Source organism: Mucilaginibacter sabulilitoris (genome assembly GCF_034262375.1).
In the GTDB taxonomy this organism is placed as follows: Bacteria; Bacteroidota; Bacteroidia; order Sphingobacteriales; family Sphingobacteriaceae; genus Mucilaginibacter; species Mucilaginibacter sabulilitoris.
The window spans coordinates 3,331,014-3,353,676 of record NZ_CP139558.1; the positions used below are offsets into that span (position 1 = coordinate 3,331,014).

General features: G+C 40.0%; 23 protein-coding genes. 15 read left to right on the forward strand and 8 right to left on the reverse strand.

Going from position 1 to position 22,663, the window contains the following annotated elements; translation table 11 throughout:
* Window position 1: 1 nt before the first annotated feature.
* The 7 genes from SNE25_RS14540 (at window position 2) to SNE25_RS31880 (ending at window position 6,388) form a co-directional block, all read left to right on the forward strand.
* Complete coding sequence (locus SNE25_RS14540) at window positions 2–586, forward strand: acyltransferase (protein ID WP_321565829.1); 585 nt, start codon at window positions 2–4, stop codon at window positions 584–586.
* Between the two features lie 13 nt (window positions 587–599).
* Complete coding sequence (locus tag SNE25_RS14545) at window positions 600–1,862, forward strand: hypothetical protein (RefSeq protein ID WP_321565830.1); 1,263 nt, start codon at window positions 600–602, stop codon at window positions 1,860–1,862.
* Window positions 1,863–1,866: 4 nt separating this feature from the next.
* Window positions 1,867–2,628: a glycosyltransferase family 2 protein gene (locus tag SNE25_RS14550; protein ID WP_321565831.1), complete on the forward strand. Its 762-nt coding sequence runs from the start codon at window positions 1,867–1,869 to the stop codon at window positions 2,626–2,628.
* 27 nt (window positions 2,629–2,655) lie between these two features.
* Window positions 2,656–3,957: a glycosyltransferase family 4 protein gene (locus SNE25_RS14555; protein WP_321565832.1), complete on the forward strand. Its 1,302-nt coding sequence runs from the start codon at window positions 2,656–2,658 to the stop codon at window positions 3,955–3,957.
* Window position 3,958: 1 nt separating this feature from the next.
* Window positions 3,959–5,101 carry a glycosyltransferase family 4 protein gene (locus SNE25_RS14560; RefSeq protein WP_321565833.1) on the forward strand — a complete coding sequence of 381 codons (1,143 nt, stop codon included), beginning with the start codon at window positions 3,959–3,961 and terminating at the stop codon, window positions 5,099–5,101.
* Entirely contained in the window at window positions 5,085–5,810 is a 726-nt protein-coding gene (locus SNE25_RS14565; protein ID WP_321565834.1) for an acyltransferase, read from the forward strand. Before SNE25_RS14560 ends, SNE25_RS14565 begins: the two co-directional genes overlap by 17 nt.
* A 305-nt stretch (window positions 5,811–6,115) precedes the next feature.
* On the forward strand, window positions 6,116–6,388 hold the full coding sequence (locus SNE25_RS31880; protein ID WP_407667044.1) for an acyltransferase: 273 nt from the start codon (window positions 6,116–6,118) through the stop codon (window positions 6,386–6,388).
* On the opposite strand, the gene SNE25_RS14575 is transcribed toward SNE25_RS31880, so the two are convergent.
* The gene (locus SNE25_RS14575; protein ID WP_321565836.1) at window positions 6,385–7,050 is read right to left on the reverse strand and encodes an acyltransferase; all 666 of its coding nucleotides are present in this window, start codon (window positions 7,048–7,050) and stop codon (window positions 6,385–6,387) included. The genes SNE25_RS31880 and SNE25_RS14575 overlap by 4 nt on opposite strands.
* A 271-nt stretch (window positions 7,051–7,321) precedes the next feature.
* Here SNE25_RS14575 and SNE25_RS14580 point away from each other — a divergent pair, with 271 nt between their 5' ends.
* Window positions 7,322–8,482: a DUF1972 domain-containing protein gene (locus SNE25_RS14580; RefSeq protein ID WP_321565837.1), complete on the forward strand. Its 1,161-nt coding sequence runs from the start codon at window positions 7,322–7,324 to the stop codon at window positions 8,480–8,482.
* Window positions 8,483–8,487: 5 nt separating this feature from the next.
* On the forward strand, window positions 8,488–9,291 hold the full coding sequence (locus tag SNE25_RS14585) for a polysaccharide biosynthesis/export family protein (RefSeq protein WP_321565838.1): 804 nt from the start codon (window positions 8,488–8,490) through the stop codon (window positions 9,289–9,291).
* A 113-nt stretch (window positions 9,292–9,404) separates the two neighbouring features.
* Here the strand turns inward: SNE25_RS14585 and SNE25_RS14590 are convergent, their stop codons facing one another.
* A complete protein-coding gene (locus tag SNE25_RS14590; protein ID WP_321565839.1) occupies window positions 9,405–10,646 on the reverse strand; it encodes an MFS transporter in 1,242 nt (413 codons plus the stop codon).
* A gap of 26 nt (window positions 10,647–10,672) precedes the next feature.
* Window positions 10,673–11,359 carry a FadR/GntR family transcriptional regulator gene (locus tag SNE25_RS14595; protein WP_321565840.1) on the reverse strand — a complete coding sequence of 229 codons (687 nt, stop codon included), beginning with the start codon at window positions 11,357–11,359 and terminating at the stop codon, window positions 10,673–10,675.
* Between the two features lie 240 nt (window positions 11,360–11,599).
* On the opposite strand from SNE25_RS14595, the gene SNE25_RS14600 reads away from it, so the two are divergent.
* The 4 genes from SNE25_RS14600 (at window position 11,600) to SNE25_RS14615 (ending at window position 16,759) form a co-directional block, all read left to right on the forward strand.
* A complete protein-coding gene (locus SNE25_RS14600; RefSeq protein ID WP_321565841.1) occupies window positions 11,600–12,409 on the forward strand; it encodes an SDR family oxidoreductase in 810 nt (269 codons plus the stop codon).
* A 32-nt stretch (window positions 12,410–12,441) separates the two neighbouring features.
* A complete protein-coding gene (locus tag SNE25_RS14605; RefSeq protein ID WP_321565842.1) occupies window positions 12,442–13,761 on the forward strand; it encodes an MFS transporter in 1,320 nt (439 codons plus the stop codon).
* Window positions 13,762–13,860: 99 nt separating this feature from the next.
* Entirely contained in the window at window positions 13,861–15,717 is a 1,857-nt protein-coding gene (gene hscA, locus SNE25_RS14610; protein ID WP_321565843.1) for a Fe-S protein assembly chaperone HscA, read from the forward strand.
* Between the two features lie 25 nt (window positions 15,718–15,742).
* Window positions 15,743–16,759, forward strand: coding sequence for a hypothetical protein (locus SNE25_RS14615; protein ID WP_321565844.1), 1,017 nt, complete (start codon window positions 15,743–15,745; stop codon window positions 16,757–16,759).
* A 103-nt stretch (window positions 16,760–16,862) separates the two neighbouring features.
* Here SNE25_RS14615 and SNE25_RS14620 read toward each other — a convergent pair whose 3' ends face one another.
* From SNE25_RS14620 to SNE25_RS14630, 3 genes are all read right to left on the reverse strand, one after another.
* Window positions 16,863–17,420: a hypothetical protein gene (locus tag SNE25_RS14620; RefSeq protein WP_321565845.1), complete on the reverse strand. Its 558-nt coding sequence runs from the start codon at window positions 17,418–17,420 to the stop codon at window positions 16,863–16,865.
* Between the two features lie 349 nt (window positions 17,421–17,769).
* Window positions 17,770–19,221, reverse strand: coding sequence for an IS1182 family transposase (locus SNE25_RS14625; protein ID WP_321565846.1), 1,452 nt, complete (start codon window positions 19,219–19,221; stop codon window positions 17,770–17,772).
* Window positions 19,222–19,358: 137 nt separating this feature from the next.
* Complete coding sequence (locus SNE25_RS14630; protein WP_321566224.1) at window positions 19,359–19,646, reverse strand: hypothetical protein; 288 nt, start codon at window positions 19,644–19,646, stop codon at window positions 19,359–19,361.
* A gap of 117 nt (window positions 19,647–19,763) precedes the next feature.
* On the opposite strand from SNE25_RS14630, the gene SNE25_RS14635 reads away from it, so the two are divergent.
* The gene (locus tag SNE25_RS14635) at window positions 19,764–20,912 is read left to right on the forward strand and encodes a tetratricopeptide repeat protein (RefSeq protein WP_321565847.1); all 1,149 of its coding nucleotides are present in this window, start codon (window positions 19,764–19,766) and stop codon (window positions 20,910–20,912) included.
* Here SNE25_RS14635 and SNE25_RS14640 read toward each other — a convergent pair.
* Window positions 20,909–21,493, reverse strand: a complete 585-nt coding sequence (locus SNE25_RS14640; protein ID WP_321565848.1) for a riboflavin synthase — start codon at window positions 21,491–21,493, stop codon at window positions 20,909–20,911. The two genes, SNE25_RS14635 and SNE25_RS14640, sit on opposite strands and share 4 nt — an antisense overlap.
* A 131-nt stretch (window positions 21,494–21,624) precedes the next feature.
* The gene (locus tag SNE25_RS14645; protein WP_321565849.1) at window positions 21,625–22,122 is read right to left on the reverse strand and encodes an SRPBCC family protein; all 498 of its coding nucleotides are present in this window, start codon (window positions 22,120–22,122) and stop codon (window positions 21,625–21,627) included.
* 78 nt (window positions 22,123–22,200) lie between these two features.
* Here SNE25_RS14645 and SNE25_RS14650 point away from each other — a divergent pair, with 78 nt between their 5' ends.
* Complete coding sequence (locus SNE25_RS14650; protein ID WP_321565850.1) at window positions 22,201–22,653, forward strand: NUDIX domain-containing protein; 453 nt, start codon at window positions 22,201–22,203, stop codon at window positions 22,651–22,653.
* Window positions 22,654–22,663: the final 10 nt, after the last annotated feature.

The following is a 22,663-nucleotide window of genomic DNA, read 5'->3' on the forward strand; positions in this document are numbered from 1 at the left end:
AATGGCTCGTATATATTCATGGATCATCACTTGTTTTAAATTTTATTTAAACGGGGTGAAATTCCATGCCGATTTTATAGGCTTTGGCATTCCTATACTGGATATTAATATGCAGGGGAGTTTTACAATAGGTAAAAGATTTAGGTTCAACAGCGGTAAATATCACGCTATGGGCGGCAGGCAACAGCAATGCTATTTTGTAGCAGCCAAAGGCGGCCAGCTAATTATAGGCGATAATGTGGGTGTTACCTCCATAGCCCTAATATGCCATAATAAAATCAGCATTGGTAATAATGTCAAGATCGGTATCAACACGGTTATCTATGATACTGATTTTCATTCGCTTGATGCCCGGATGCGAAACAGCTATCCCGAAAGACTGGATGGGGTAAAATCAAAACCGGTTATTATACATGATGGGGCTTTTATAGGGGGGCACACCACTATTTTGAAAGGGGTAACCATAGGCAAAAACGCTATAGTTGGAGCAGGTTCGGTTGTTTTTGAAAGTATCCCTGACGAACAGGTTTGGGCTGGCAATCCGGCCAGGTATATACGTGATAATTATGTTTATGAAACAGCTTAAATAAGAAGTATTTATGATTAACCGCATATACCCACTTTTACTTCTTGTGTTAATACTGGCTTCATTTTTTCATGTGCAGGCCATTGTGTTGGTTATCACACTGGTAATTATTTTTATGCCCCTAAAGAACCATTTAGCAGCTATCAAAGCAGCGCGTGTTTTTGCTGCGCTAATGCTGCCTGCAATATGTGGGTTAATTGTGGGGTATCGGAATGATAATTATCTCATCTTAAAAGATCTTTATTACTTCACCATACCGGTGTTATTTATATTGTCGGGTATGGTTTTGGCCTGCAGGTTAAACATCGGGTCGTTTTTAAAAACATTGGTTTATGCAGGTCTCATCACCTCTGTGATGGTTACCGCTATATCGGTATCATATATCGGATTCAGCGCTCTGCTTGATCCATATTCGGCGCATTATGCCATGGGAATTGTTGGCGCCCCCGGTCCGCCAATGGGCTTAGCTTGTTTATTATTTACCTGGAAGTTTAACATTAGACTTTTTAGGCCTCACTGGTTTAAGCTGTTTATGGTAGTAAATACATTTGGCATATATATGTGTGCCTCCCGTACTTATTTTATTATTATGGTGTGTTTTATGCTGTTGCTGGTTGCTGATAAGGTTAAAAGAATATGGATAATACCAACTGTGTTTTTTGCAGTGATGCTGATAGCGTTAATTCCTTCTGATATTTTTCAGGCTACCTCGTCCGAAACATTTATGAGCAAATTGCTTGGTTCATTTAACGAATTAAAAATGGGTGACTATAATACCGAGCAGGATATTAACATGAAGTACCGTGGGTATGAATCGTTTATGGCGCTTAAAGGCTATATGGAAGGAGATACCCAGGACTGGATATTTGGCGGGTTAGCTAAAACCGTTGACCTGAAAACTTTTGTGCGCTTAGGGGAGGATACTGATTTTCAATTTATCCCGGTTTTGCATAACGGTTGGTTGTACTTGCTGGTAAAAATGGGTATAGCTGGCGTACTGATTTACATTATTGTGTTTTTTAATTTAATAATTATTCAATGGAAAAAGTATGCCGATACTAAAGCCAAGCCCGCGATAAGATTGTTTGCCGCGCTAAGTATCGGTTCCATTTTTAGCCTGTTGCTAACCAATTATATAGTAACCGCGCTGTTTAATGTGGAGATGTGTATCATCATGATTACGCTGGGATACAGTTACCTTAATTTTCAGGCATTGGTTTTTAAACAGCAAGCACTTGAAAAACAGCAAGCACAGAAATATGAATTAGCTTATTGATAATATGAAAACCTATTTAAACGGCCCGAAAGTAACCATTATTACAGTGGTATATAATGCAGAGGCAACTATTGAAGATACCATTTTAAGTGTTATTAATCAAACTTATACCAATCTGGAATATATTATTGTTGATGGCAGGTCAACCGATGGCACAATCAAAATTATTAACCGGTATCTGGAAAGGATTAGCCGATTTGTAAGTGAGCCCGATAAGGGTATAGCCGATGGTTTTAACAAAGGTATTGCTATGGCAACAGGCGATTGGATAGGGATGATCAATGCCGACGACTGGTATACGCTTAATGCTGTAGAGCTAATGATGAATAACTGCTCTGCAAAAGATGATGTATGTTGCGGTAACATTATGCTGGTAGGGAAAAACGGGTTTGTACAAGGAAAAAAAAGCAAAATTAGCTGGCTAAACTTCGGAATGTACATTATGCATCCAACCTGTTTTATAAAAAAAGAGGTTTATCAAAAAGTGGGTATGTACGATACTTCCCTAAAAATAGCAATGGATTTTGATATGTTCCTGAGGATAAAATACAATGGGTTTAAGATTAAATATTTTGATGAAACTGTGGCCTATATGCGGGCAGATGGCGTAAGCAGCGATACGGTAAAAATGCACCGTGAAGAGCTTGCTGTAATGCGGAGGCATTTGAGAGGCATGAGCTACATCAGTTCATGGCTTTTTAATTATTTAAACCGCCTCCGCTGGAAATATTTTTATAAAGACCCCCTAAGAACACAGCTAAACTAAAATCCAGAAAGCTAAATACCCCCTGTCATGAAAAAAAAGATACTCATATCTGCTTACGCTATATCTCCTTTCAGGGGATCAGAGTATGGTGCGGCCTGGAATACTATAATACATTTGGCAAGTCAGCATGATCTTTGGGTGCTTTATGGCATGTCTGATAATTTCATGGGCGATACCCAAACCATGAAAAAATATATCATGAATAGCCCTGTTCCAAATGTTGAATTTATAGAAGTAAAACCAGGTGGCTTGGCAAGGGCAATTACTTTGTTAGATAAGGCCGGGTTTGGTTGGTTTTTTTATTTTGCGTATTACCTGTGGCAAAGGAGAGCCCTTAAAGCAGCGCGCGAGATCTTAAAAATAGTTGATATTGACGTAGTACACCAGTTAGGGCCAATAGGCTTCAGAGAGCCGGGATTTTTATGGCGACTGAACAAACCCATGGTTTGGGGACCAATAGGAGGGATGAACGTTATAAATCAGGAGTTGCTTGATGGAAAACCCTTTTTGACCCGTGTGAAATTTTCAATCAAAAACAGCATCAACCGTTTTCAGCTTAGTTATTCAAAACGGATAAAAAAGGCATTTTCCAGGGCTGATATTCTTATTGCGGCCACATCAGCAGGAAAGCAAACTATATCGGAAAAATTTGGTGCAAAAAGTTATTATTTACCAGAGCAGGGCACTGTAACCCATCCTTTTCTCGACGAAACAAAATTTGATCATATTAAACAGCAAGTTCATTTGGTTTGGTCCGGAAGTCTTATTGAGCGTAAGAATTTTGCTTTATGTCTTGATGCACTTAGTCGTGTTGAACGCAATAATTGGATACTTCATGTAGTGGGTAGTGGTCCTTTAAAAAAGAAGTTGCAGGCAAAGGCTGCTGCTTTACAGCTTATGGATCGTATCAAATGGCATGGTCATTTACCCCGTACGGAGGCTGTTCGTATCATGTCTGGTGCTCACCTGCATATAATCAGCAGTATAGCAGAGGATAATCCTGCTGTTATTTTTGAAGCTTTAACTTATGGGATACCTACCCTAACAATTGATCATTGCGGTATGCGCGATGTGATCTGCAATAAATGCGGTTTCAAAATAAAGCCGGATATGCACAACATAATGGTAGATGAAATGAGTCATGTATTAAATGATCTGCTAAGTGATCCGCATCTGTTGGTTGAGCTGGCCCAAACCACATTGTTATGCGCTGATAATCATAGTTGGGATAAAAGATTGTCAAAGTTGAGCGAGATGTATGACGATGCAGCCCTTGTATATTCCGGGCGATTTAAATCACCATCTACACAAACAACTTTATTTGCCTGACATGAAAGCCAACGGTCGTCATAAAAAAATAAAGTTGGGAATTGATGCCAAATGGTTTTTCAAGGGGCCGCCAAGTGGTAACATGGTGGTGAAAAACCTGGTGAACGAGATGATAAACGATCAAAACGAGCATTTTGAACTTTACCTCTTTCTAACCCATGACTGTAAAAAGCAGGCGCTTAGTCATTTTCCTTCAGGTGTAAAGCTTATTTTTTTACCGGGAGTTCCGAATCTTCTGTCAAACATGCTAATCGTACCATTTATTGCAAGGCTGTATGGTTTAGAGGTGGTGCTTTTTCAAAATTTCAGCGGTTTATGGCCGCATAGTTTACGCAAAATAGTATACATACATGATGTTTTGTTTTTGGACTATCCGCAGTATTACTCCGGTTCGGAACTTATGTATTTTAAAGAGATGAAACGCCTTGCTGCAAAGGCAGACATGATTATTACCATATCAAATTCAGAAAAACAGCGATTAGTAAAAAATAATGTAGCGGATGAAAACAGAATAGCGGTTGTTTATCACGGAATAAACCACCATTTTAAAACATTAGCCCAATACCCGGCTGAAAGTATCACCGCCTTTGTGCATAAATACAATCTTCCGCAGGGGTATTTGTTGTATGTGGGCAGGGTAAATGTCCGTAAAAACATTACCCGTTTGGTAAGCGCTCTTAATATGCTCGATGATAAGGCCATTAAGTTGGTAATTGCCGGCGAATTGGGTAACGATGCGGACATGCTGAAACAACATATCAATGCTGAAAATCTTTCGCACCGGATAATATTTACAGGGCATATTCCCGAAAATGACTTGTATTTAATTTACGCGAATGCTACGGTTTTTTGCTTCCCATCTTATGCCGAAGGGTTTGGTTTGCCACCACTAGAGGCTATGAAATGCGGAGTACCCGTTATCGTATCGCAGCGTACCGCGATGCCCGAGATTTGCGGAGATGCGGCTGTTTATATTGACCCCGATAATGCAGAGGATATTGCAGAGAAAATAACTTTTTTATTAAATGATGTAAATCTGTATGATAAGAAAGTAACTGACGGGATTAAGCATGCCAAAAAGTTTTCATGGCAAATATCAGCAAACGGAATACTAAAATTAATTGGTGATGCATACATTAATTGAAAAGGTAATACGGAAGCTCAAAAACAACCCCGATTACAAGTTCGAAAATAATTATAGCTTCAGGGAACTGTCGGTTATTTTGTGGGACAGGGGGACGCAATTATCAAGAGGTGCCTGGAAAAGATTGTTTTTTAAAAAATCAAGTGGGTTGGTATTTATTGGCTCGCATGTGGTTATTAATCATGCTTACCTGCTTACCGCGGGTGAAAACCTGATCATCGAAGATAATGTTTATATCAATGCCTTATCATCAGAAGGAATTACGATAAAAAATAATGTATCTGTTGCGCGCAACTGTACAATTATTTGTACCGGAGTTATAGCGCAAAAAGGTAAAGGTATTATTATAGGTAATAATAGCGGCATTAATGCGGGCACTTATCTTGGCGGACAGGGAGGGATTGAAATTGGCGACAATGTGATTATAGGACCTGGAGTAAAGATATTTTCTGAGAACCATAATTTCTCTGATTTTAATATTAACATCAAGGATCAAGGAGTAACCCGAAACGGAGTTTTTATTAATGATAATTGCTGGATAGGAGCCGGTGTAACCATACTGGCAGGTGTAACTATTGGGGAGGGTTGTGTAATTGCAGCGGGCAGCATCATTACAAAGACTGTAGCGCCGCACTCCATAGTTGCCGGTGTGCCCGGCCGAGTATTAAAAAAACGCGGAGAATTACTTAGTCAGGAAGTACCGGTTTAAACAAATACTTTTTAAAATACATAGCAAACTATATGATCAACAACGGCTTTACTAAGTTTAAAGGTTCTTTGCTTTATATTATATGCGGAATGATTGGCTGGCTGCCCTTTCATACATTGCGTATTTTATTGCTCCGGATGTTAAAAGCTGATATAAACTGGCGTGTTGGCCTGTACAGAGGGTTTGAGATCAGAAGACCCCGGAAACTGAAAATAGGCAGGGGTACAATTATTGGCCACAATGCTTTACTTGATGCCCGCATGGGTTTAATTATTGGAGATAATGTAAACATTAGTAATGAGGTGATGATATGGACACTTCATCATGATTACAACGATGCCAACTTTTCGCAAACCGGGCAGCAGGTAATCATTGAAGATTACGTTTGGGTATGCTCGCGCGCTGTCATATTACCTGGCGTTACTATTGGTAAAGGTGCGGTGGTTGCCGCTGGTGCAGTAGTTACCCGTAATGTAATGCCATATACAGTAGTAGGCGGGGTGCCCGCTAAACAGATAGCTAAACGCAACGAAAATCTTACTTATGATCTGAGCAATGCGATTTTACCAATTATTTAATACCACCACTTAATATCTGTTTTTAATACCCGCATAGGGTTTCCACCGAAAATAGAATTTTCACCGCTCAGTTTCTTGGTAACCATGGAATTTGCAGCAACAACACTGCCCGATGGTATGACGGCCCCTTTTAAAATGGTGCATTTGCAAGCTATCCAAACATTATCGCCAATAATTATTTCTTTTGGGTGATTAAACACCTCGCCGGTTTCGTCGGCAATGTGGTGGAAATCGGTATCCATAACCAGCGATTCCCATGATATGCCGCTATGATTGCCAATTTTAATTTTTTTGGCAGCAATAATGGCGCATTCTGTGCTCATATTAAAATCATCGCCAAAAATAAGTTGTGCTTTTTCGGCAACGTTAATTTTACAGCCGTGCATAATGAAAGCTCTGCCGTTAAAAACTACATCTCCGTAAACTTCCCATACAGCTCTTGATCGCTTGAAATCCGAAATCCCAATAGCGCCATAACCAATCTGCACCAACGCGGTTCTGATAGGAGCATTGATAATTACCCTGCCCTTTGTTTTGTGTAAAAAAACATTGTTTGATATCAGTACCGGGAATTTGATGGCTGTTTTAAAAGGAAAATACCTGAAGTTAAAAATAATGGTTTTAAGATTTATCCGCCTCAGGAATTTGAATGCTTTAATCATTATTTGAAGTTATTATTTATTGTTTTAATACATATAAGTATAATGATTTTTTTTGAAAAAATATTATACTTTTTATTTATGTGGTTTACCGCTGTGTTTATTTTGTTCATTGTTGTTTTGTACATCCTGTTTATTCACATGGCTTAAAAACACAGCTTTTGGCTATCCTTATGCGTATAATTATACATGGTTTGATCAAAAGGTATCTACCTGATGCTCCGGCCTGTAAATACTGATTAATTGTTAATAAAGTATTAAAATATATATTATTATGCGTATATCTATCATTGGAACAAGGGGTATTCCGAACCATTACGGCGGCTTTGAGCAGTGTGCCGAATATTTAGCCGCCGGCTTAGTGAAGAGAGGTTATGAGGTGGTTGTTTACAACTCTCACAACCATCCATATCAGGAAAAAACCTGGAACGCCGTTGAAATATGCCATTGCTATGATCCGGAATACAAACTTGGGACAATAGGCCAGTTTTTGTACGATTATAATTGTATAAAAGATTTAAAGAAAAAGAAGTTTGATGTTATACTACAGTTAGGATATACCAGCAGTTCTGTATGGGGGTGGCTTTTACCCAGAAATACAGTTGTTACCACCAATATGGATGGCCTGGAATGGTCAAGATCAAAATATTCAAAACCGGTTCAGGCATTTTTAAGATTTGCCGAGAAGCTTGCCGTTAGGTATAGCGATTATTTGATAGCAGATTCTATAGAAATCCAAAAATATCTTGAAAAAAAATACAACAAAAAATCAACCTATATACCTTATGGCGCCGAAATATTTCAACGGCCAGATCCCGCTATACTTGATGAGTTCAAGCTTGAAATTCATCAGTATGATATGTTGATAGCCCGGATGGAACCTGAAAATAGCATAGAAACTATTTTGGATGGTGTTGTTAAAGCTGATACCGGTCGCAAATTTCTGGTTATAGGCAACACCGATAATGACTACGGTACTTACCTAAGAGCCAAGTTTGATTATTTTGATAATATCAGATTTTGTGGGGGGATTTATAATATGGATAAACTCAACAATTTGAGGTATTACTCTAACTTATACTTCCATGGTCATACTGTTGGAGGTACCAATCCATCTTTACTTGAGGCAATGGCATCTAATAGCCTGATATGCTCAAACGATAACAAATTTAACCGGGCTATTCTCGAAAACGATGCCTTGTATTTTTCTGACGCTGATGACGTTACGTATCATTTACTAACCGGTAACAAAAGTGAATCACGGTATCAGCATTTCATGGATAACAATAAGCAGAAAATAACAGAATTCTACACCCGAGATACGATCATTAATGCTTATGCAGATCATTTTGAATCTATTTTGTCTGAAAACGTAAAGTCTTATCAACCCAAAGTGCATGGAACTGAGGTGTCATTCCTTTTAGAAAATTCATAAATTATATGCGTATAAATAGATTACTCAATTTACTGTTGATTTTACCGGTAAGCGTACTTATCATGTTTTTAGGTTCCTGTTCATACAAGCAAAACCAAGCCTATTTTGAAAATAATTCCGGAGGACAGCAAGCTCCCGTTAAAGCCGACGATTATAAACCAACTGAATATAAAATTAAAACAGGTGATATATTACAGGTAAGGAACCTTCAAAGTATTAAACTGATTACTGATGATGCTACCGCGGCGGCTACTGCCGATCAGGCACCCTCCGGAAGTGGATCGCGAGCGTTAGACTACCAGGTTGAAAGCGATGGGACTATAGCATTGCCCGTAATTGGTCGTGTAGCTGTTGCCGGTTTATCAAGACTCGAAACATCAAAGAAATTGGATGATATCTACCGTCAAAACGTACTCAAAAACCCAATTATAGAGGTTAAGGTAATCAATTTAAAAGTTACCCTGATGGGTGAGGTAAAAAAGCCGGGTAATTATTCCTTGTTAAAAGATGAAACCACCTTAATGGAAATGCTTGGCGAGGCAGGCGGACTTACAGAAAAGGGGAACGAGAAAAAAGTTAAAATTTTAAGGGGGGGAGGATTACAAAGCAAACAAATAATTGAGGTCGATTTGGACGATGTTGCAGCTTTATCCAATCCGTCAACTATTCTTCAGAACCAGGATATTATTTATGTGGAACAAAACAGGCGCGCAATACGTAATGAGAAATTACAGAATATTACAACTATTGCCCAACCGGCTTTGCTTTTGCTGAACACCGCTTTAATTATACTGACATTGAGAAAATAACAAACCAAACATCAGATCACTATTTGTACTAAACCTCACCAGAAAAAATCCCCGGAATATGTTTACCCGGGGATTTCTGTTTATTGCATGTTTTTTTAATGACAGTCGATAATTTATTTTAGCTCGGCTGTCTGTTTCTTTTTCGTTTCGAGGTTGGGTAAAAATGCAGTCAGGATACCAATGAGAGGTAAATACGCGCATACCTGAAAAACATAATTAATGCTGGTACTGTCGGCCAGTTTACCCAAAATTGCAGATCCTAACCCACCCATGCCAAAAGCGAAGCCAAAAAATAAGCCGGCTATCATACCAACTTTTCCGGGCATAAGTTCCTGCGCGTAAACCAATATGGCCGAGAATGCAGAAGAGATGATCATGCCAATAATTACCGACAAAATAGTTGTCCAGAACAAATCGGTGTACGGTAGCAGCATGGTAAATGGCGCTGCTCCTAGTATAGATATCCAAATGATGTATTTGCGGCCAAATTTATCGCCCAACGGCCCTCCGGCCATCGTACCGGCGGCTACCGCGGCCAAAAATATGAACAAGTATATTTGTGAGCTTTGTACACTCATGTGAAATTTATCTATCAGGAAAAAGGTATAATATCCTGTCATACTTGCCAGGTAAAAGAACTTGGAAAAAATAAGTATCAGGAGCACTATTAATGAAACTGTAACCCGTTTTGACGACAAGTTATGATGACTTACGACATGTGCTTTAACCACTTTTGCCTTACTTACTGTCGTTTTTTTATACCATTTACCTATGTAAATTAATATAATAATTGCCAGTAACGCTGCCAAAGAAAACCACATGATTCCCCCTTGCCCAAAAGGGACAATAATTAATGCGGCCAGCAGCGGGCCTAAAGCGCTGCCCGCGTTACCGCCAAGCTGGAATATGGATTGAGCAAGCCCCCGTTTACCGCCCGAAGCCAAATGTGCTACCCGCGATGACTCCGGATGAAATATAGATGAGCCGATACCAACAAGACTTACGGCTAATAAAAGCCAGTAAAAACTGGACGCAAAAGCCAGGCATATTAATCCGGATAAGGTAAATCCCATCCCTACAGATAGCGAATAAGCCTTTGGTTTTTTATCGGTATACATGCCCACAAATGGCTGTAAAAGCGAGGCTGAAAGCTGATAGGTTAAGGTAATTAGTCCTATATCGCTGAAAGTTAAATGAAATTTAGTTTTAACAAGCGGATAAATAGAAGGTATAAGCGATTGCAGCATGTCATTCAGTAAATGCGACAGGCTGATGGTAAAAAGTATGGAGTAAACCGTCTTTTCTGCTATTTTTTTTGTTTGTTCAAGCGGTTGAGCTACGGATTCATTCGTCATATCATCTGATGATTAAAGGTAAAAAATTAATAATTAATAATTTGCGTTATGCAGTTCCAGGCTTTTTTGCCATCTCTGACTTTAATGCTTTTATAAAGCTCGTTATGTAAATCGGCAGTTTCCCTGAATATTTCCAGGGCATCTCTTTGTTGTAAAGCTGCCATTTCAGGATATATTTTTAAAAACCAGCCTTTGAGCTGTAGAGAAAATGATTGATACAAGTCAGCCAGGATAGGGTTGCCTGCAGCTTCAGCAATACTCATATGAAAATCTATGTCGGCTTGTATGCAATCCTCAAGCGGTCCGGTTTGGGCCAGTGCGTTGCGTTTATCAAGCACTGCTTTTATTTTTTTGATATCTTCTGCTGTATGATTGGCTGCAGCTTTTTCGGCAATTTTCATCTCCAGTAACTTACGCACCTCATCAAGATCAGAGGCTTCAGCTCGTTTTAAGCGTTGAATAAAGGGTTCTGTAATGCCGGCATGAGCTTCTATAAAAGTACCAACACCCTGCTGTACCCTTAATAAGCCCGAATTTGCCAGGATACGGATAGCCTCGCGTATAGATGATCGCCCTACACCAAATTGTTTCATCAGCTCGGGCTCTGTAGGGAGTTGTTCGTTCACCTTATAAGTGTTGGAAGTTATAGCTGCACGTAATTGCTCAGCTACTTCTTCGGCAAGTGATTTTTTATTGATAGTCATATTCATCATATCATCTGATGACTAAGTTATGCGTTATTTTTTAAATGAAAAAATAAATATTAAAAAATGACAAATAATGTGTGGGTTGACAATGCAGGTTGCATTGAATAATTGCTAATTTTAAAGGCCTTAGATCTCCCAATTTGATTACACACATTAGTGCACAATATTTATAAATTTGTCGGCCGATAAATCATAACTTCCCGGTTTAAACTATTTGAAACAAAACATAGCCCATATTAATAAAAAATGAAAAAAGTAATTCTGGTAACCGGAGCTTCATCTGGTTTAGGTTTGGCTACAGCCAAGGCGCTCTCGGCTCAGGGACATACGGTTTATGGAACCAGCAGGGATGTAAAACGTATTCAGGGTGTTGAATTTAATCCTTTGGAAATGGATGTAACCGACGATGCTTCGGTAAGTGCGGCTGTCGCAAAAATTATAAAAACCGAAGGACGTATAGATGTATTGGTGAATAACGCCGGTAATGGAATCACCGGGCCATTATATGCTATGCCAGTTGATGCCGCTAAAAAACAATTTGAAGTAAACTTTTTTGGAGTAGTGCGTGTATGCAGCGCGGTTTTACCCGGCATGATTGAAAAGAAACAAGGTTTAGTAATCAATATAGGTTCGCTGGCCGGTTTGTTTGGTTTGCCTTACCAGGGTTTATATAGCGCTTCAAAGTTTGCTATTGAAGGATATTCGCAAAGCTTGCGTATGGAGTTGCAAAATACGGGTGTTAAAGTATCTGTAATTAATCCCGGCGATTTTAAAACTGATTTTACAGGCAGTCGCGAAAAGCTGCCCTTTACCTTGCCAAACGGGCAACTGAAAAAAGAATTTGAAGCTGCTGTTGCCAGCATGGAAAAAGACGAGAGCATTGGCGGCGATCCTGCCAAAGTAGCCCAACAGGTTTGTAAAATTGTGGGTAAATCAAAACCCGCTCATAATTACCTGGTAGGAGCATTAGGTCAAACTATTGTACCTACGCTTAAAGCCATATTACCGGGCTCTATTTTTGTAAAATTGATGAATGATCATTACGGAATAAAATAATACAACCTTCCTGATCAACTATTCACTTATCAATGATGCAAGAAAAGAATAATAAAAAAACCATTTGGGCCTGGGCTATGTTTGATTGGGCCAACCAGTCGTACAATATGGTGATCACTTCCACCATATTTCCGGCTTATTATGTAGGTATAACCCAGGATAAAAACCCTGGAGGTATGGTGAACTTTTTTGGACATAGGTATGTAAATACGGTGCTGTCAAATTATGTACTGGGTGCTTCATACCTGCTAATTGTAATATTGCTGCCCATACTCACCTCTATTGCAGATTATAAAGGCCAAAAAAAACTTTATTTACAAATGTTTACCTGGCTGGGCAGCCTGGCTTGTTTCGGTCTGTTCTTTTTCCAGATGAAAACCTTTGAATTCGGGATGATCTGTTTCGGACTGGCGTCTGTAGGCTATTGCGGCGGTTTTGTGTTTTATAACTCTTATCTACCCCAGATAGCAACTGTAGATAAGCAGGATGCCGTAAGCGCTAAAGGCTTTATATATGGCTTTGCCGGTAGCATTGTAGTGCAGGTATTATGCTTTGTGTTTGTGCTGGGGCATAAATGGTTGGGCATCACCGAAGAAAAATCGGCACAAATCTCATTTCTTATTGTTGCTTTATGGTGGATAGGATTTTCATTGATTCCGTTTTATCTGTTGCCCAAAGGCGTTCCAAATGCCGGGTCGCATCAGTATAATGTATTTACCGGCGGATTTAAGGAACTGGCTAAGGTTTGGAAAAAGGTGGGGCAACTACCGTTATTAAAACGTTTTTTACCGGCATTCTTTTTTTACTCGGTAGGGGTGCAAACTATAATGCTGGTAGCGGCAAATTTTGCAGCTAAAGAATTAAAAATGCCTGATGATGACCTGATTACCATTATTCTTATTATACAGGTAGTAGCCATTATAGGAGCCGCTATTACAGCCAAAGCATCCGAAAAGTTTGGAAATGTAAAGGCATTGTCGGTAGTGGTAGCCATCTGGTGTTTGATATGTGCCGGAGTATATTTTATTGCAAATGCAAATGAGTTCTATGTGGCTGCCGGTATTGTTGGTTTGGTAATGGGCGGTGTGCAATCACTATCGCGCTCAACCTTTTCAAAATTTATCCCTCCAAATATTCCTGACACAGCCTCGTATTTTAGTTTTTATGATGTTACCGAAAAATTATCAATAGTAGTAGGCCTGTTCACTTTTGGTTTTGTGGAAGCAACAACTGGCGAAATGCGCGACTCGGCTCTGGTACTCGACGGTTTTTTTGTGCTGGGATTCTTCCTGTTATTATCTTTATTGTTTTTCCAAGCCAAGCTCGATACACAAGAAGCTGTGGCGGCATAGTTGCCTGAATCATGGTTCAGACAAAATTTACATTTAGAGATTGAAAAGACATACCATCCGTCAAAACTAAGTACATTTGCGGCTTGTTAAGTTTATATCATGGCTAAAGTTTCTATCAACCTGGCAACAGGTTCTATACAAAAGGAAGATATTATTGTAGGTATCGATCTGGGTACTACCAATTCGTTAGTGGCGTTTATTAATCCAGAGAAAAATCCTCATGTGATAAATGATACGGGTAAAGGTGTTTTAGTACCCTCTGTGGTACATTTTGGCCCAACAGATGATGTTTTTGTAGGTAACGAAGCTAAAGAATTTTTGATTACCGACCCTCAAAATACCGTTTTTTCGGTTAAGCGCCTGCTTGGCCGCAGTTATCACGATATTGAAAACTATAAGGATTTCTTTTCTTACAAAGTTATTGATGATGATACCGAAAGCCTGGTAAAAATTAAGGTAGGTGATAAGTTTTATACCCCCATTGAGCTATCGGCGCTGATATTAAAAGAGCTTAAAGCGCGCGCCGAACACGCGCTTAAAACCCCGGTGAACCGCGCTGTAATCACGGTACCTGCTTATTTTAATGATTCGCAGCGCCAGGCTACCCGCGATGCGGGTAAATTGGCCGGTTTGGATGTTTTACGCATAGTGAACGAGCCTACTGCAGCAAGTTTGGCTTATGGAATAGGGCTTAACCCCGAAGAAACAAAAACTATTGCCGTGTACGATTTGGGCGGCGGTACATTTGATGTATCTATACTGCAAATACAAAATGGCATTTTTGAGGTGTTGGCAACCAACGGCAATACCTTTTTAGGCGGCGATGATTTTGACCGCATTATAGTTGACTACTGGATAGAAAAAAATCAGCTGAATAAAGCCAATATTATAGCAAATACCGAATTGGCCCAGCAACTGCGCCTTAAAGCAGAGGAGGCCAAAAAAGCATTTGCTCATCAAAGTTTGTTCAACGAAAAGATAGGGGAGATTTGGTGTACGCTTGATCGCAATACTTTTGAAGAACTGATACTACCCAAAGTACAGCAGACTATTACCTGTTGTCAAAACGCGCTGAAAGATTCTAAATTGAGCATTACAGACATTGATGAAGTAGTGATGGTAGGAGGTTCCACACGGACAGCGTTGGTTAAAAAAATGGTAGCTGAATTTTTCGGTCGTCCAGTGCATGATGACCTGAACCCGGATGAAGTGGTTGCGTTGGGCGCGGCAATCCAGGCTGATATTTTGGCCGGCAATCGTAAAGATATTTTACTGCTTGATGTTACTCCGCTTTCATTGGGTATTGAAACTATGGGCGGGTTGATGGATGTGATTATCCCCCGAAACTCCAAAGTTCCTACCAAGGGCGGTAGGCAATATACTACCTCTATTGACGGACAGGTAAATATGAAAATTGCCGTTTACCAGGGCGAACGTGACCTGATTAAGGAAAACCGCAAGCTGGCTGAATTTAACCTCAAAGGCATTCCATCAATGCCGGCCGGTTTTCCAAAAGTAGACATTAACTTTTTATTGAATGCCGATGGTATATTAACCATACAGGCTATTGAGCTGCGCTCGGGCGTTAAGCAGGAAATAGAGGTAAAACCTACTTATGGGATTACCGATGAACAGGTGGAGCAGATGCTGATGGACAGTATTACCCATGCCAAGGATGATGTAAACCAGCGTATGCTGATCGAAGCGCGCACCGAAGGAGAGCAAATGGTGTACACCGTGGAACGCTTTTTGCAAAAGAACGGCAAATACGTTTCGGTTGAAGAAACCTCAAGCACCATGAAACACCTTGCTGCATTAAAAGAGGCGCTGGTTTCTGGGGACAAAGACCTGATATTGAAACGTATTGATGAGATAAATGAGTACACCAGGCCATTTGCCGAGCGCCTGATGGATCAAGCTATCAGTACCGCCATGAAGGGGAAGAGTATTGAATAATATACATAGTAATAAAGTTTATAAATTGAAGAAACTAACACGGGTATTTGGATTGTTAACAGGTATAGCTGTTTGTTTAACTGGTTCATTTAATAAGCTTTATGCAAATACAGCTCACGACCGAATAGGCAGGGACACCGTTTTAAAAAACATTACGACGTTAGATACCCTCCAATACGATTCGCTTGCCAAGCGCCTGGCCAATGGCGATAAAACCGGAAAATGGCCGGTTAAAAAAGCACCATATCCGCTGCCGGGCGCTGTTTTGCCATTTAACCGTATTGTAGCTTACTATGGTAATATGTATTCGAAAAATATGGGTGTTTTGGGACAGTATGCACCAAAAGAAATGCTGGCCAAGCTAAAAGGTGAAGTGAAGGTTTGGGAAGCTGCAGATACGCTTACACCTGTTATTCCCGCACTGCACTACATTTGTGTAACTGCTCAAGCCGATGCGGGCCGCAATGGCTTGCACAACCTGCGGATGCCTTTTAGTCAGATAGACAAAGTGCTTGATATGGCTAAAGAAATTAATGCACTGGTATTTTTAGATATACAGGTTGGCTTTAGTACCGTACAAACCGAACTGCCATTGCTGGAAAAATATATGCGTATGCCTAATGTTCATTTAGGTATCGATCCTGAATTTTCCATGAAAGAGGGGAGTGTCCCAGGCAAACGTATAGGTACTTTTGATGCTAATGACATCAATTATGTAACAGGTTATTTGGGCGACCTTGTAAAAAAATATAATTTGCCACCTAAAATGTTTGTGATACATCGTTTCACCAAACGCATGGTAACCAATTATAAAGATATTAAGTTGCGCAGGGAAGTTCAAGTAGTAATGGATATGGATGGCTGGGGAGGCCCCGAACTTAAAAAAGGAACTTATAAATATTTTATAGCTGATGAGCCCGTGCAGTTTACCGGTTTTAAGCTTTTCTATAAAAACGATATTAAGAACGTTCCACACAAAATGCTCACTCCAAAAGAGGTGCTTAACTTAAAACCAAGCCCAATTTATATCCAGTATCAGTAATTAATTATTTGACAGGTAGGAATAAATTATTGGTTTATAGAAAATATAGATATAAAAAAGCTCCGTCATTTTAAAACGACGGAGCTTTTTGGTTTATGGATGCTTATTGCATGCTTACCTGTACCGTGGCCCTTGTTTCGTCATAAAACAAGTTCAACGCTTTTGCTTTAGCGCCGGCAGGTATGCGGTAAGTAATTGCTTCTGATTCTTTTGTAGATTCGGGCTCAGAAGAAAAATAGCTTCCGCTGGATTGTGATATTGAAGTATTGTTATCCAATACCAATCTGAAATCGTTAGGGGCGATACCTATGGTGTTGCCGCCAATTTTGTTTTTGTTGGTTAAACTAACCTTAAAAGTAAGCTCAATACCTTGCGATTTTCCATCAGGATCGCTCAGATCAGTTGCACTTACAGGAACTACCTTAAGTGCGGCTTCTTTTTGTTTACCAAGTATGGCGGTGTCTGGTGTAAATGTTACTGTGTAAGTTTTTGGTGCATTGCCCTGTTCTGCTGGTGGGGTTGCCGTAGTAGGCGATGCTGATTGGGTAGCTGCAGGTTTGCTGGTGTCTGCACTTTCAGATGAGTTATTGGCCGATTTTGATTTACATGAAAATAACGCCACTGATAAGGTAATAGCGGCTAATAAGGTGATTTTTTTCATAAGGTTTGTTTAAGTAAATAATAGCTAAGATAATTTATTTATAGATTTTTCGCCAATATAAGCTAGTTATTTTAATATTAAATGACTGGTTGGTAATAGTTTGTGTATATGTAGTTTGCTATTAGCCGTTGCGACATAATCATATAGCTGGAAGCTTGCCAAAAAAAAAGCTCCCCATTGCCGGAGGGCACTGAAAAAGTAGCTTAATAAGCTGAAGTATTTGAAGCGAGCAATAGAAAAGGCAACTTTTACTTGGTCGCTTTTTTATTTTAGGGGATGGGGTGATTTGTTAGGGCTGATATGAGCCGAAGGTGCAATTGATGACAAAGCAGCCGCTTTAACTTGGCACTTAGCTTATCAGCTTGATGATTCTCTTAAGATTTACTGTAAAGATGGCCAACGCACCCTGCATCTGCATATTTTCGATACCGTAAGCTATTGCCCGGTCATAACCATGAACGTTTTTTAGCTCACTGTTCTTCGCTTCGACCTTATATCTGTGTTTGATACTTTCTTTATACTCTGCCGTTTCCTGGAATGCCATCTGCTGCAGGTGCATGTCTGATTTAATGCTGACCGAATAGGTTTTAGCCTTCGCGCCGGGCTTATAGCAATGCTCTCTTAATGGGCATATCTTACATTTTTCAACATCAAAGTAATAGGTGTCTACCTGATTCTCGCCGATATTCTTTTTCCCGCCGCGTGCTTTTCGGATAGCCAGATGCCCTGCCGGGCAGACGAACATGCCTGCATCCTTATTATAGTCAAATCTGTCCTCATCCTTTCTGAAACCCTGAGTGATGGAAGGGTTTAGTTTGGCTACAATCTTTATCTCTTGAGTGCTCATCAGTTCAAGATTGTCTTTTCCTGAATAAGCTGAATCGCCGATGATCCTTTCTACTTCAATGCCGTTGTTCTGACTGATCTCCAGAAGCTTGGGAAGTTCCGGCCCATCACCTTTTTCACCTGATGTTACTACCGCAGCGGTAATGATGCGTTCCTCTGTCATCGCCAGATGGGTCTTATAACCAAAGAATGAGCTATCAGCTGATTTATGGCCGGTTTTGGCATCCTTGTCTTTAGATACTATATAGTGCTCCTGAGTATCTGCTACTGTCTCTTTCAATAGATTCAGTTTTTCTTTTACCGCAGGTATCTGGCATAACGGTTGATCGGCTTCAATATACTTTTCCAATGCACTGCAATAAGCCAGTTCTTTTTCCAATTCGTCGGCTGTGTTCTTTTCGGGCATGCCTGCCTTCATATCTTCATCTATCGCATAAACAGCTTTGCGGAGTAACTTTGAACGTTCCCGTAATACTTCCAATGCTGAATACGGGTTGGATCTCGACAGGGAATGGGTAGCATCAACAATAATGGATTTTGAGCGGATGAGCCCTTTTTCAATAGCTATGGTCACCGTTTTACCAATAAGCAGGTTTAACAGATCATTATCCTTTAGCCGCAGCTTTCTGAACTTGGTCAATGAACTCGGATCGATCATTCCTTCTTCCGGTGACATATCCAGGAAATATTTGAACGACATATCATACTGCGAACGCTCAACAACATCTACATCTGAAACCGTATAGATCGTTTTCAACAACAGATACTTGAACATCCGTACAGGGCTTTCTGCTGCCCGGCCGTTAGTAATGCTGTATTTGCTGATCAGTTCATCATAGATAAATGTAAAATCTATCAGGTCGTTGATCTTCCGCAGAAGATTGTCTTTAGGAACGATCAGGTCATATAAGCCCGAAAACGCGCTAAAATGGATCTTTTGTTGTTGAACGAGCATCTTGTAGTGGCTTTCTTTTGACGATTTAAGATACAAAAAAAAGAGTAGAAAACCCTCGTCTTCTACTCCTTCTGTCCATTTGGACTTTTTCAGTGCCCTCCATTGCCGGGGAGCTTTTTTTAGAAAGAGTTTGTATTTTAACCTTTAAGTGCTTCCTGCTCTTTCAATGCCTGAATGTTATTATTGTCGCTAAAACTGTCAGTTTGCTTGGCAAAATCTTCCAGAATGCTGGTAATGTTGTCCAAATTATCTGATACACGTTGGTGCATGTCGGGTAAATCCTTTTCCAGCCTTTTATCACCAAGTTCAATATTATCTACTTCTATCTTAGTAAGCTTAGTAATAATAGCCTGCTGACTATTTCTCAGATCTTCCAGTTCATGGACAATTTTTTCCATCAGTCCAAACTTCTTTAACTTATCCATAGTGTCGAATTTTTTAATGTATAGTGTATTCATTTAACCTTAAAAAATAAAAATTGTTTAGAATTTGGATAATAAGAGAATAACTAATATTTTAGTTTTAACTAAATAATTAGTTATATGAAAGCTATCGTATTATCCATTTTGCTGATCGTTTGTTTATCGATAAATATCAAAGCGCAACAATTAACTACAGCAGCTGACTCCTTGTTGCTTGATTATTACCAGAACCAGCGCTTTGCCGAAGCGGCTGATTATCTGAAAAAAGCATATCCCGAACCGGTGAGTAATATCCGCGTGTTGGGTAAACTGGCTTACACATCGCAAATGGCCGGACGGCTTCCAGATGCGGAGGGCTACTATCAGCGTATATATGATACCGACTCGACTAATACCACGGCCTTATTTAGTCTGGCTGGTATCAACCTGCGCCGCGGTAATAATACCAGGGCCGAAGTTTATTATAAAATAATCGCCAAAAAAGACAGTACTAATTTTTTGGTGTATAAGCAGTTGGGCAAAATTGCCGGCGATAAAAGCGATTTTGGAAGCATGATCTATTATTTGCAGAAAGCCAATAAAATTAATCCGGCCGAGCCTGATGTAGCCTCTGATTTGAGCGACCTGTATGTCAACCTGAAACAATATCCTGCGGCCGAAAAAGCATTGAATGGCGCCATTGCCCAGGACCCTGACAATATGATTTTATTACAAAGTCTGCTTAAACTGGTTTCATCACAAGATAAGTTTGAAGAAACTAAAAGTACATGTTTAAAATTGATGAATCTGGGTAACCATTCGGGTTATGTATTAACCAAGCTTGGTGTGGCTTATTATAATCTCAAAAATTACGCCTGTAGTGTAGAAACCTTTGCTGATATTCCGGGTATAGAGCAATCAGAAACCAGTTTTTACGTATCAGCCCTGGCATATAAGGCGCTTAAAGACCAACCTAAAGCTATACTAAACCTTGATAATGCCATTAAAGCAGGTATTTCATCCAACATCAGTGATTATTATGCGGAAATGGCTGATAGCTACGAAGTGCGTAAAAAATATCAAAAAGCTGTTTGGGCATATCAAAAGGCCTTACAATTTTCAGAAAAGCCCATACTGTACTATCTGCTGGCTTCGGTTTACGATACCAACCTGAAAAACAAGAAGCTTGCTTTAAAGTACTATAAAAAGTACACAGCCAGCAGGCCGCCCGAAAAGCAGCAAAAATATGTAGCCTATTCCAAATCGAGGCTTGATGCGCTGGCGCGTTAGCGCTGCATTAAGCGGGCTACGTATTTGCCAATAATATCAAATTCAAGATTGACTACGGAACCTTCACGCACATTATGCAGATTGGTATGCTCGAAGGTGTAGGGGATAATAGCTACCGAAAAACTGTTTGCTTTGGAATTAACCACAGTTAAGCTTATGCCATTTACACAAATAGAACCTTTTTCTACAGTGACATTACCTGTAGCGGCGTCATACTCAAAAGTATATTCCCAACTGCCATCAAGCTCTTTAAACGCGGTGCAAACGGCGGTTTGGTCAACATGGCCCTGAACGATGTGGCCGTCGAGCCGAGCGTTCATTTGCATACAGCGTTCAAGATTTACAGGTTCACCAACTTTTAAATGGCCCAGGCTGCTCTTATTCAGGGTTTCTTCAATAGCGGTAACCACATGCAGGCCGTCGGCCAGAGCTACTACTGTCAGGCAAACCCCGTTATGGGCTACCGATTGATCGATCTTTAATTCGTGCGAAATAGCAGATTCAACAGTGATGTGCAAATTACCCTGCTCTTGCTGCAGATCCGTTACCTTACCTAAAGTTTCAATAATACCTGTAAACATAATGTGTTAAGCGCCGGGAAGGCGTATTTTTTATTGGGATCAAAGCTAAAGATATTACAGGTGTTTTTTGTCAGGATAAAATGAAAAAAACAGCGGGAATATTACAGTTTTAACAAAAAATAGTTAATAATTTACTTGAAATTGGTAAATAAATCAACCCTTTTATTTCGTAAATCTTTGCCGCCTTCAATAACCGATTTCAGATTGGCTAAATAAAATGTCCAGCCAATCTGGCATTGTACATAAAGGTTTTTTTCGGGATCATTTTCTATCGGTATATTTTCCTGGGTTAGCTCAACTATAGTTACACCATATTTATTCTGGATGTCGACGGTAACTATGCTATCGCCCGAGAAGGTGAATTTAACCAGGTCGGCGCCATTGTTTTCCAACACTTGCCCGTACTCTACGGTTTCATCGGTATAGCCATGCCAATACCACGAATAGGTGTCTTCTTTTTTTATAAATTCCTGGGGCTCACGCCGCCTTCCGGCTATGGTGCAGAACTCGGCTTTACGTAAAAACCAGGTTTCGAGGCCCGCCTGGGTTGCCCATGCTTCGTAAACGCTGCGAACATCGGCATCAAGATTCGCGGTAAGTTTAAATTTTGTCCACCTGTCGTCGGTCATGTTATAAAAGTATTAGGTTGTCATAAAATTAGCAATAATACATTGCTCTTTTATTAACTTGCTTTTAAATATTAACTTATGCCTAAGCAAAGTGCAGGAATATTATTATACCGCAAAAAGGAGGCTCGAATGCAAATCTTCCTTGTACATCCGGGCGGGCCGTTTTTTAAGAATAAGGACGATGGTAGCTGGTCTATCCCCAAAGGTGAATTTATAGAGGGCGACGACCCGCTGGCTGCCGCTAAACGCGAGTTTGAAGAAGAGACTGGGGAAACTATAGCCGGTGAATTTATCCCTCTGAACCCCATCAGGCAAAAAGGCGGAAAAACGGTACAGGCCTGGGCTGTAGAGGGCGATATTGATCATGCCAGTATTAAAAGCAACCATTTTGAAATAGAATGGCCGCCACGCTCGGGTAAACAACAGTCGTTCCCGGAAATTGACAGGGCTGATTGGTTTGATATTGACATAGCTAAGGTGAAAATAAACTCAGCTCAAGCCGGGTTTATAGAGGAATTGGTTGGGCTATAAACCGAGATCT

Coding starts and splice junctions, on each gene's coding strand:
- hscA (WP_321565843.1), top strand. CDS start 13,861: ATGGCTAAAGTTTCTATCAACCTGGCAACAGGTTCTATACAAAAGGAA.
- SNE25_RS14590 (WP_321565839.1), bottom strand. CDS start 10,646: ATGACGAATGAATCCGTAGCTCAACCGCTTGAACAAACAAAAAAAATA.
- SNE25_RS14635 (WP_321565847.1), top strand. CDS start 19,764: ATGAAAGCTATCGTATTATCCATTTTGCTGATCGTTTGTTTATCGATA.
- SNE25_RS14555 (WP_321565832.1), top strand. CDS start 2,656: ATGAAAAAAAAGATACTCATATCTGCTTACGCTATATCTCCTTTCAGG.
- SNE25_RS14630 (WP_321566224.1), bottom strand. CDS start 19,646: ATGGATAAGTTAAAGAAGTTTGGACTGATGGAAAAAATTGTCCATGAA.
- SNE25_RS14580 (WP_321565837.1), top strand. CDS start 7,322: ATGCGTATATCTATCATTGGAACAAGGGGTATTCCGAACCATTACGGC.
- SNE25_RS14625 (WP_321565846.1), bottom strand. CDS start 19,221: ATGCTCGTTCAACAACAAAAGATCCATTTTAGCGCGTTTTCGGGCTTA.
- SNE25_RS14605 (WP_321565842.1), top strand. CDS start 12,442: ATGATGCAAGAAAAGAATAATAAAAAAACCATTTGGGCCTGGGCTATG.
- SNE25_RS14565 (WP_321565834.1), top strand. CDS start 5,085: ATGCATACATTAATTGAAAAGGTAATACGGAAGCTCAAAAACAACCCC.
- SNE25_RS14600 (WP_321565841.1), top strand. CDS start 11,600: ATGAAAAAAGTAATTCTGGTAACCGGAGCTTCATCTGGTTTAGGTTTG.
- SNE25_RS14640 (WP_321565848.1), bottom strand. CDS start 21,493: ATGTTTACAGGTATTATTGAAACTTTAGGTAAGGTAACGGATCTGCAG.
- SNE25_RS14540 (WP_321565829.1), top strand. CDS start 2: ATGGCTCGTATATATTCATGGATCATCACTTGTTTTAAATTTTATTTA.
- SNE25_RS14620 (WP_321565845.1), bottom strand. CDS start 17,420: ATGAAAAAAATCACCTTATTAGCCGCTATTACCTTATCAGTGGCGTTA.
- SNE25_RS14560 (WP_321565833.1), top strand. CDS start 3,959: ATGAAAGCCAACGGTCGTCATAAAAAAATAAAGTTGGGAATTGATGCC.
- SNE25_RS14650 (WP_321565850.1), top strand. CDS start 22,201: ATGCCTAAGCAAAGTGCAGGAATATTATTATACCGCAAAAAGGAGGCT.
- SNE25_RS14645 (WP_321565849.1), bottom strand. CDS start 22,122: ATGACCGACGACAGGTGGACAAAATTTAAACTTACCGCGAATCTTGAT.
- SNE25_RS14550 (WP_321565831.1), top strand. CDS start 1,867: ATGAAAACCTATTTAAACGGCCCGAAAGTAACCATTATTACAGTGGTA.
- SNE25_RS14585 (WP_321565838.1), top strand. CDS start 8,488: ATGCGTATAAATAGATTACTCAATTTACTGTTGATTTTACCGGTAAGC.
- SNE25_RS14595 (WP_321565840.1), bottom strand. CDS start 11,359: ATGATGAATATGACTATCAATAAAAAATCACTTGCCGAAGAAGTAGCT.
- SNE25_RS31880 (WP_407667044.1), top strand. CDS start 6,116: ATGATATGGACACTTCATCATGATTACAACGATGCCAACTTTTCGCAA.
- SNE25_RS14545 (WP_321565830.1), top strand. CDS start 600: ATGATTAACCGCATATACCCACTTTTACTTCTTGTGTTAATACTGGCT.
- SNE25_RS14575 (WP_321565836.1), bottom strand. CDS start 7,050: ATGATTAAAGCATTCAAATTCCTGAGGCGGATAAATCTTAAAACCATT.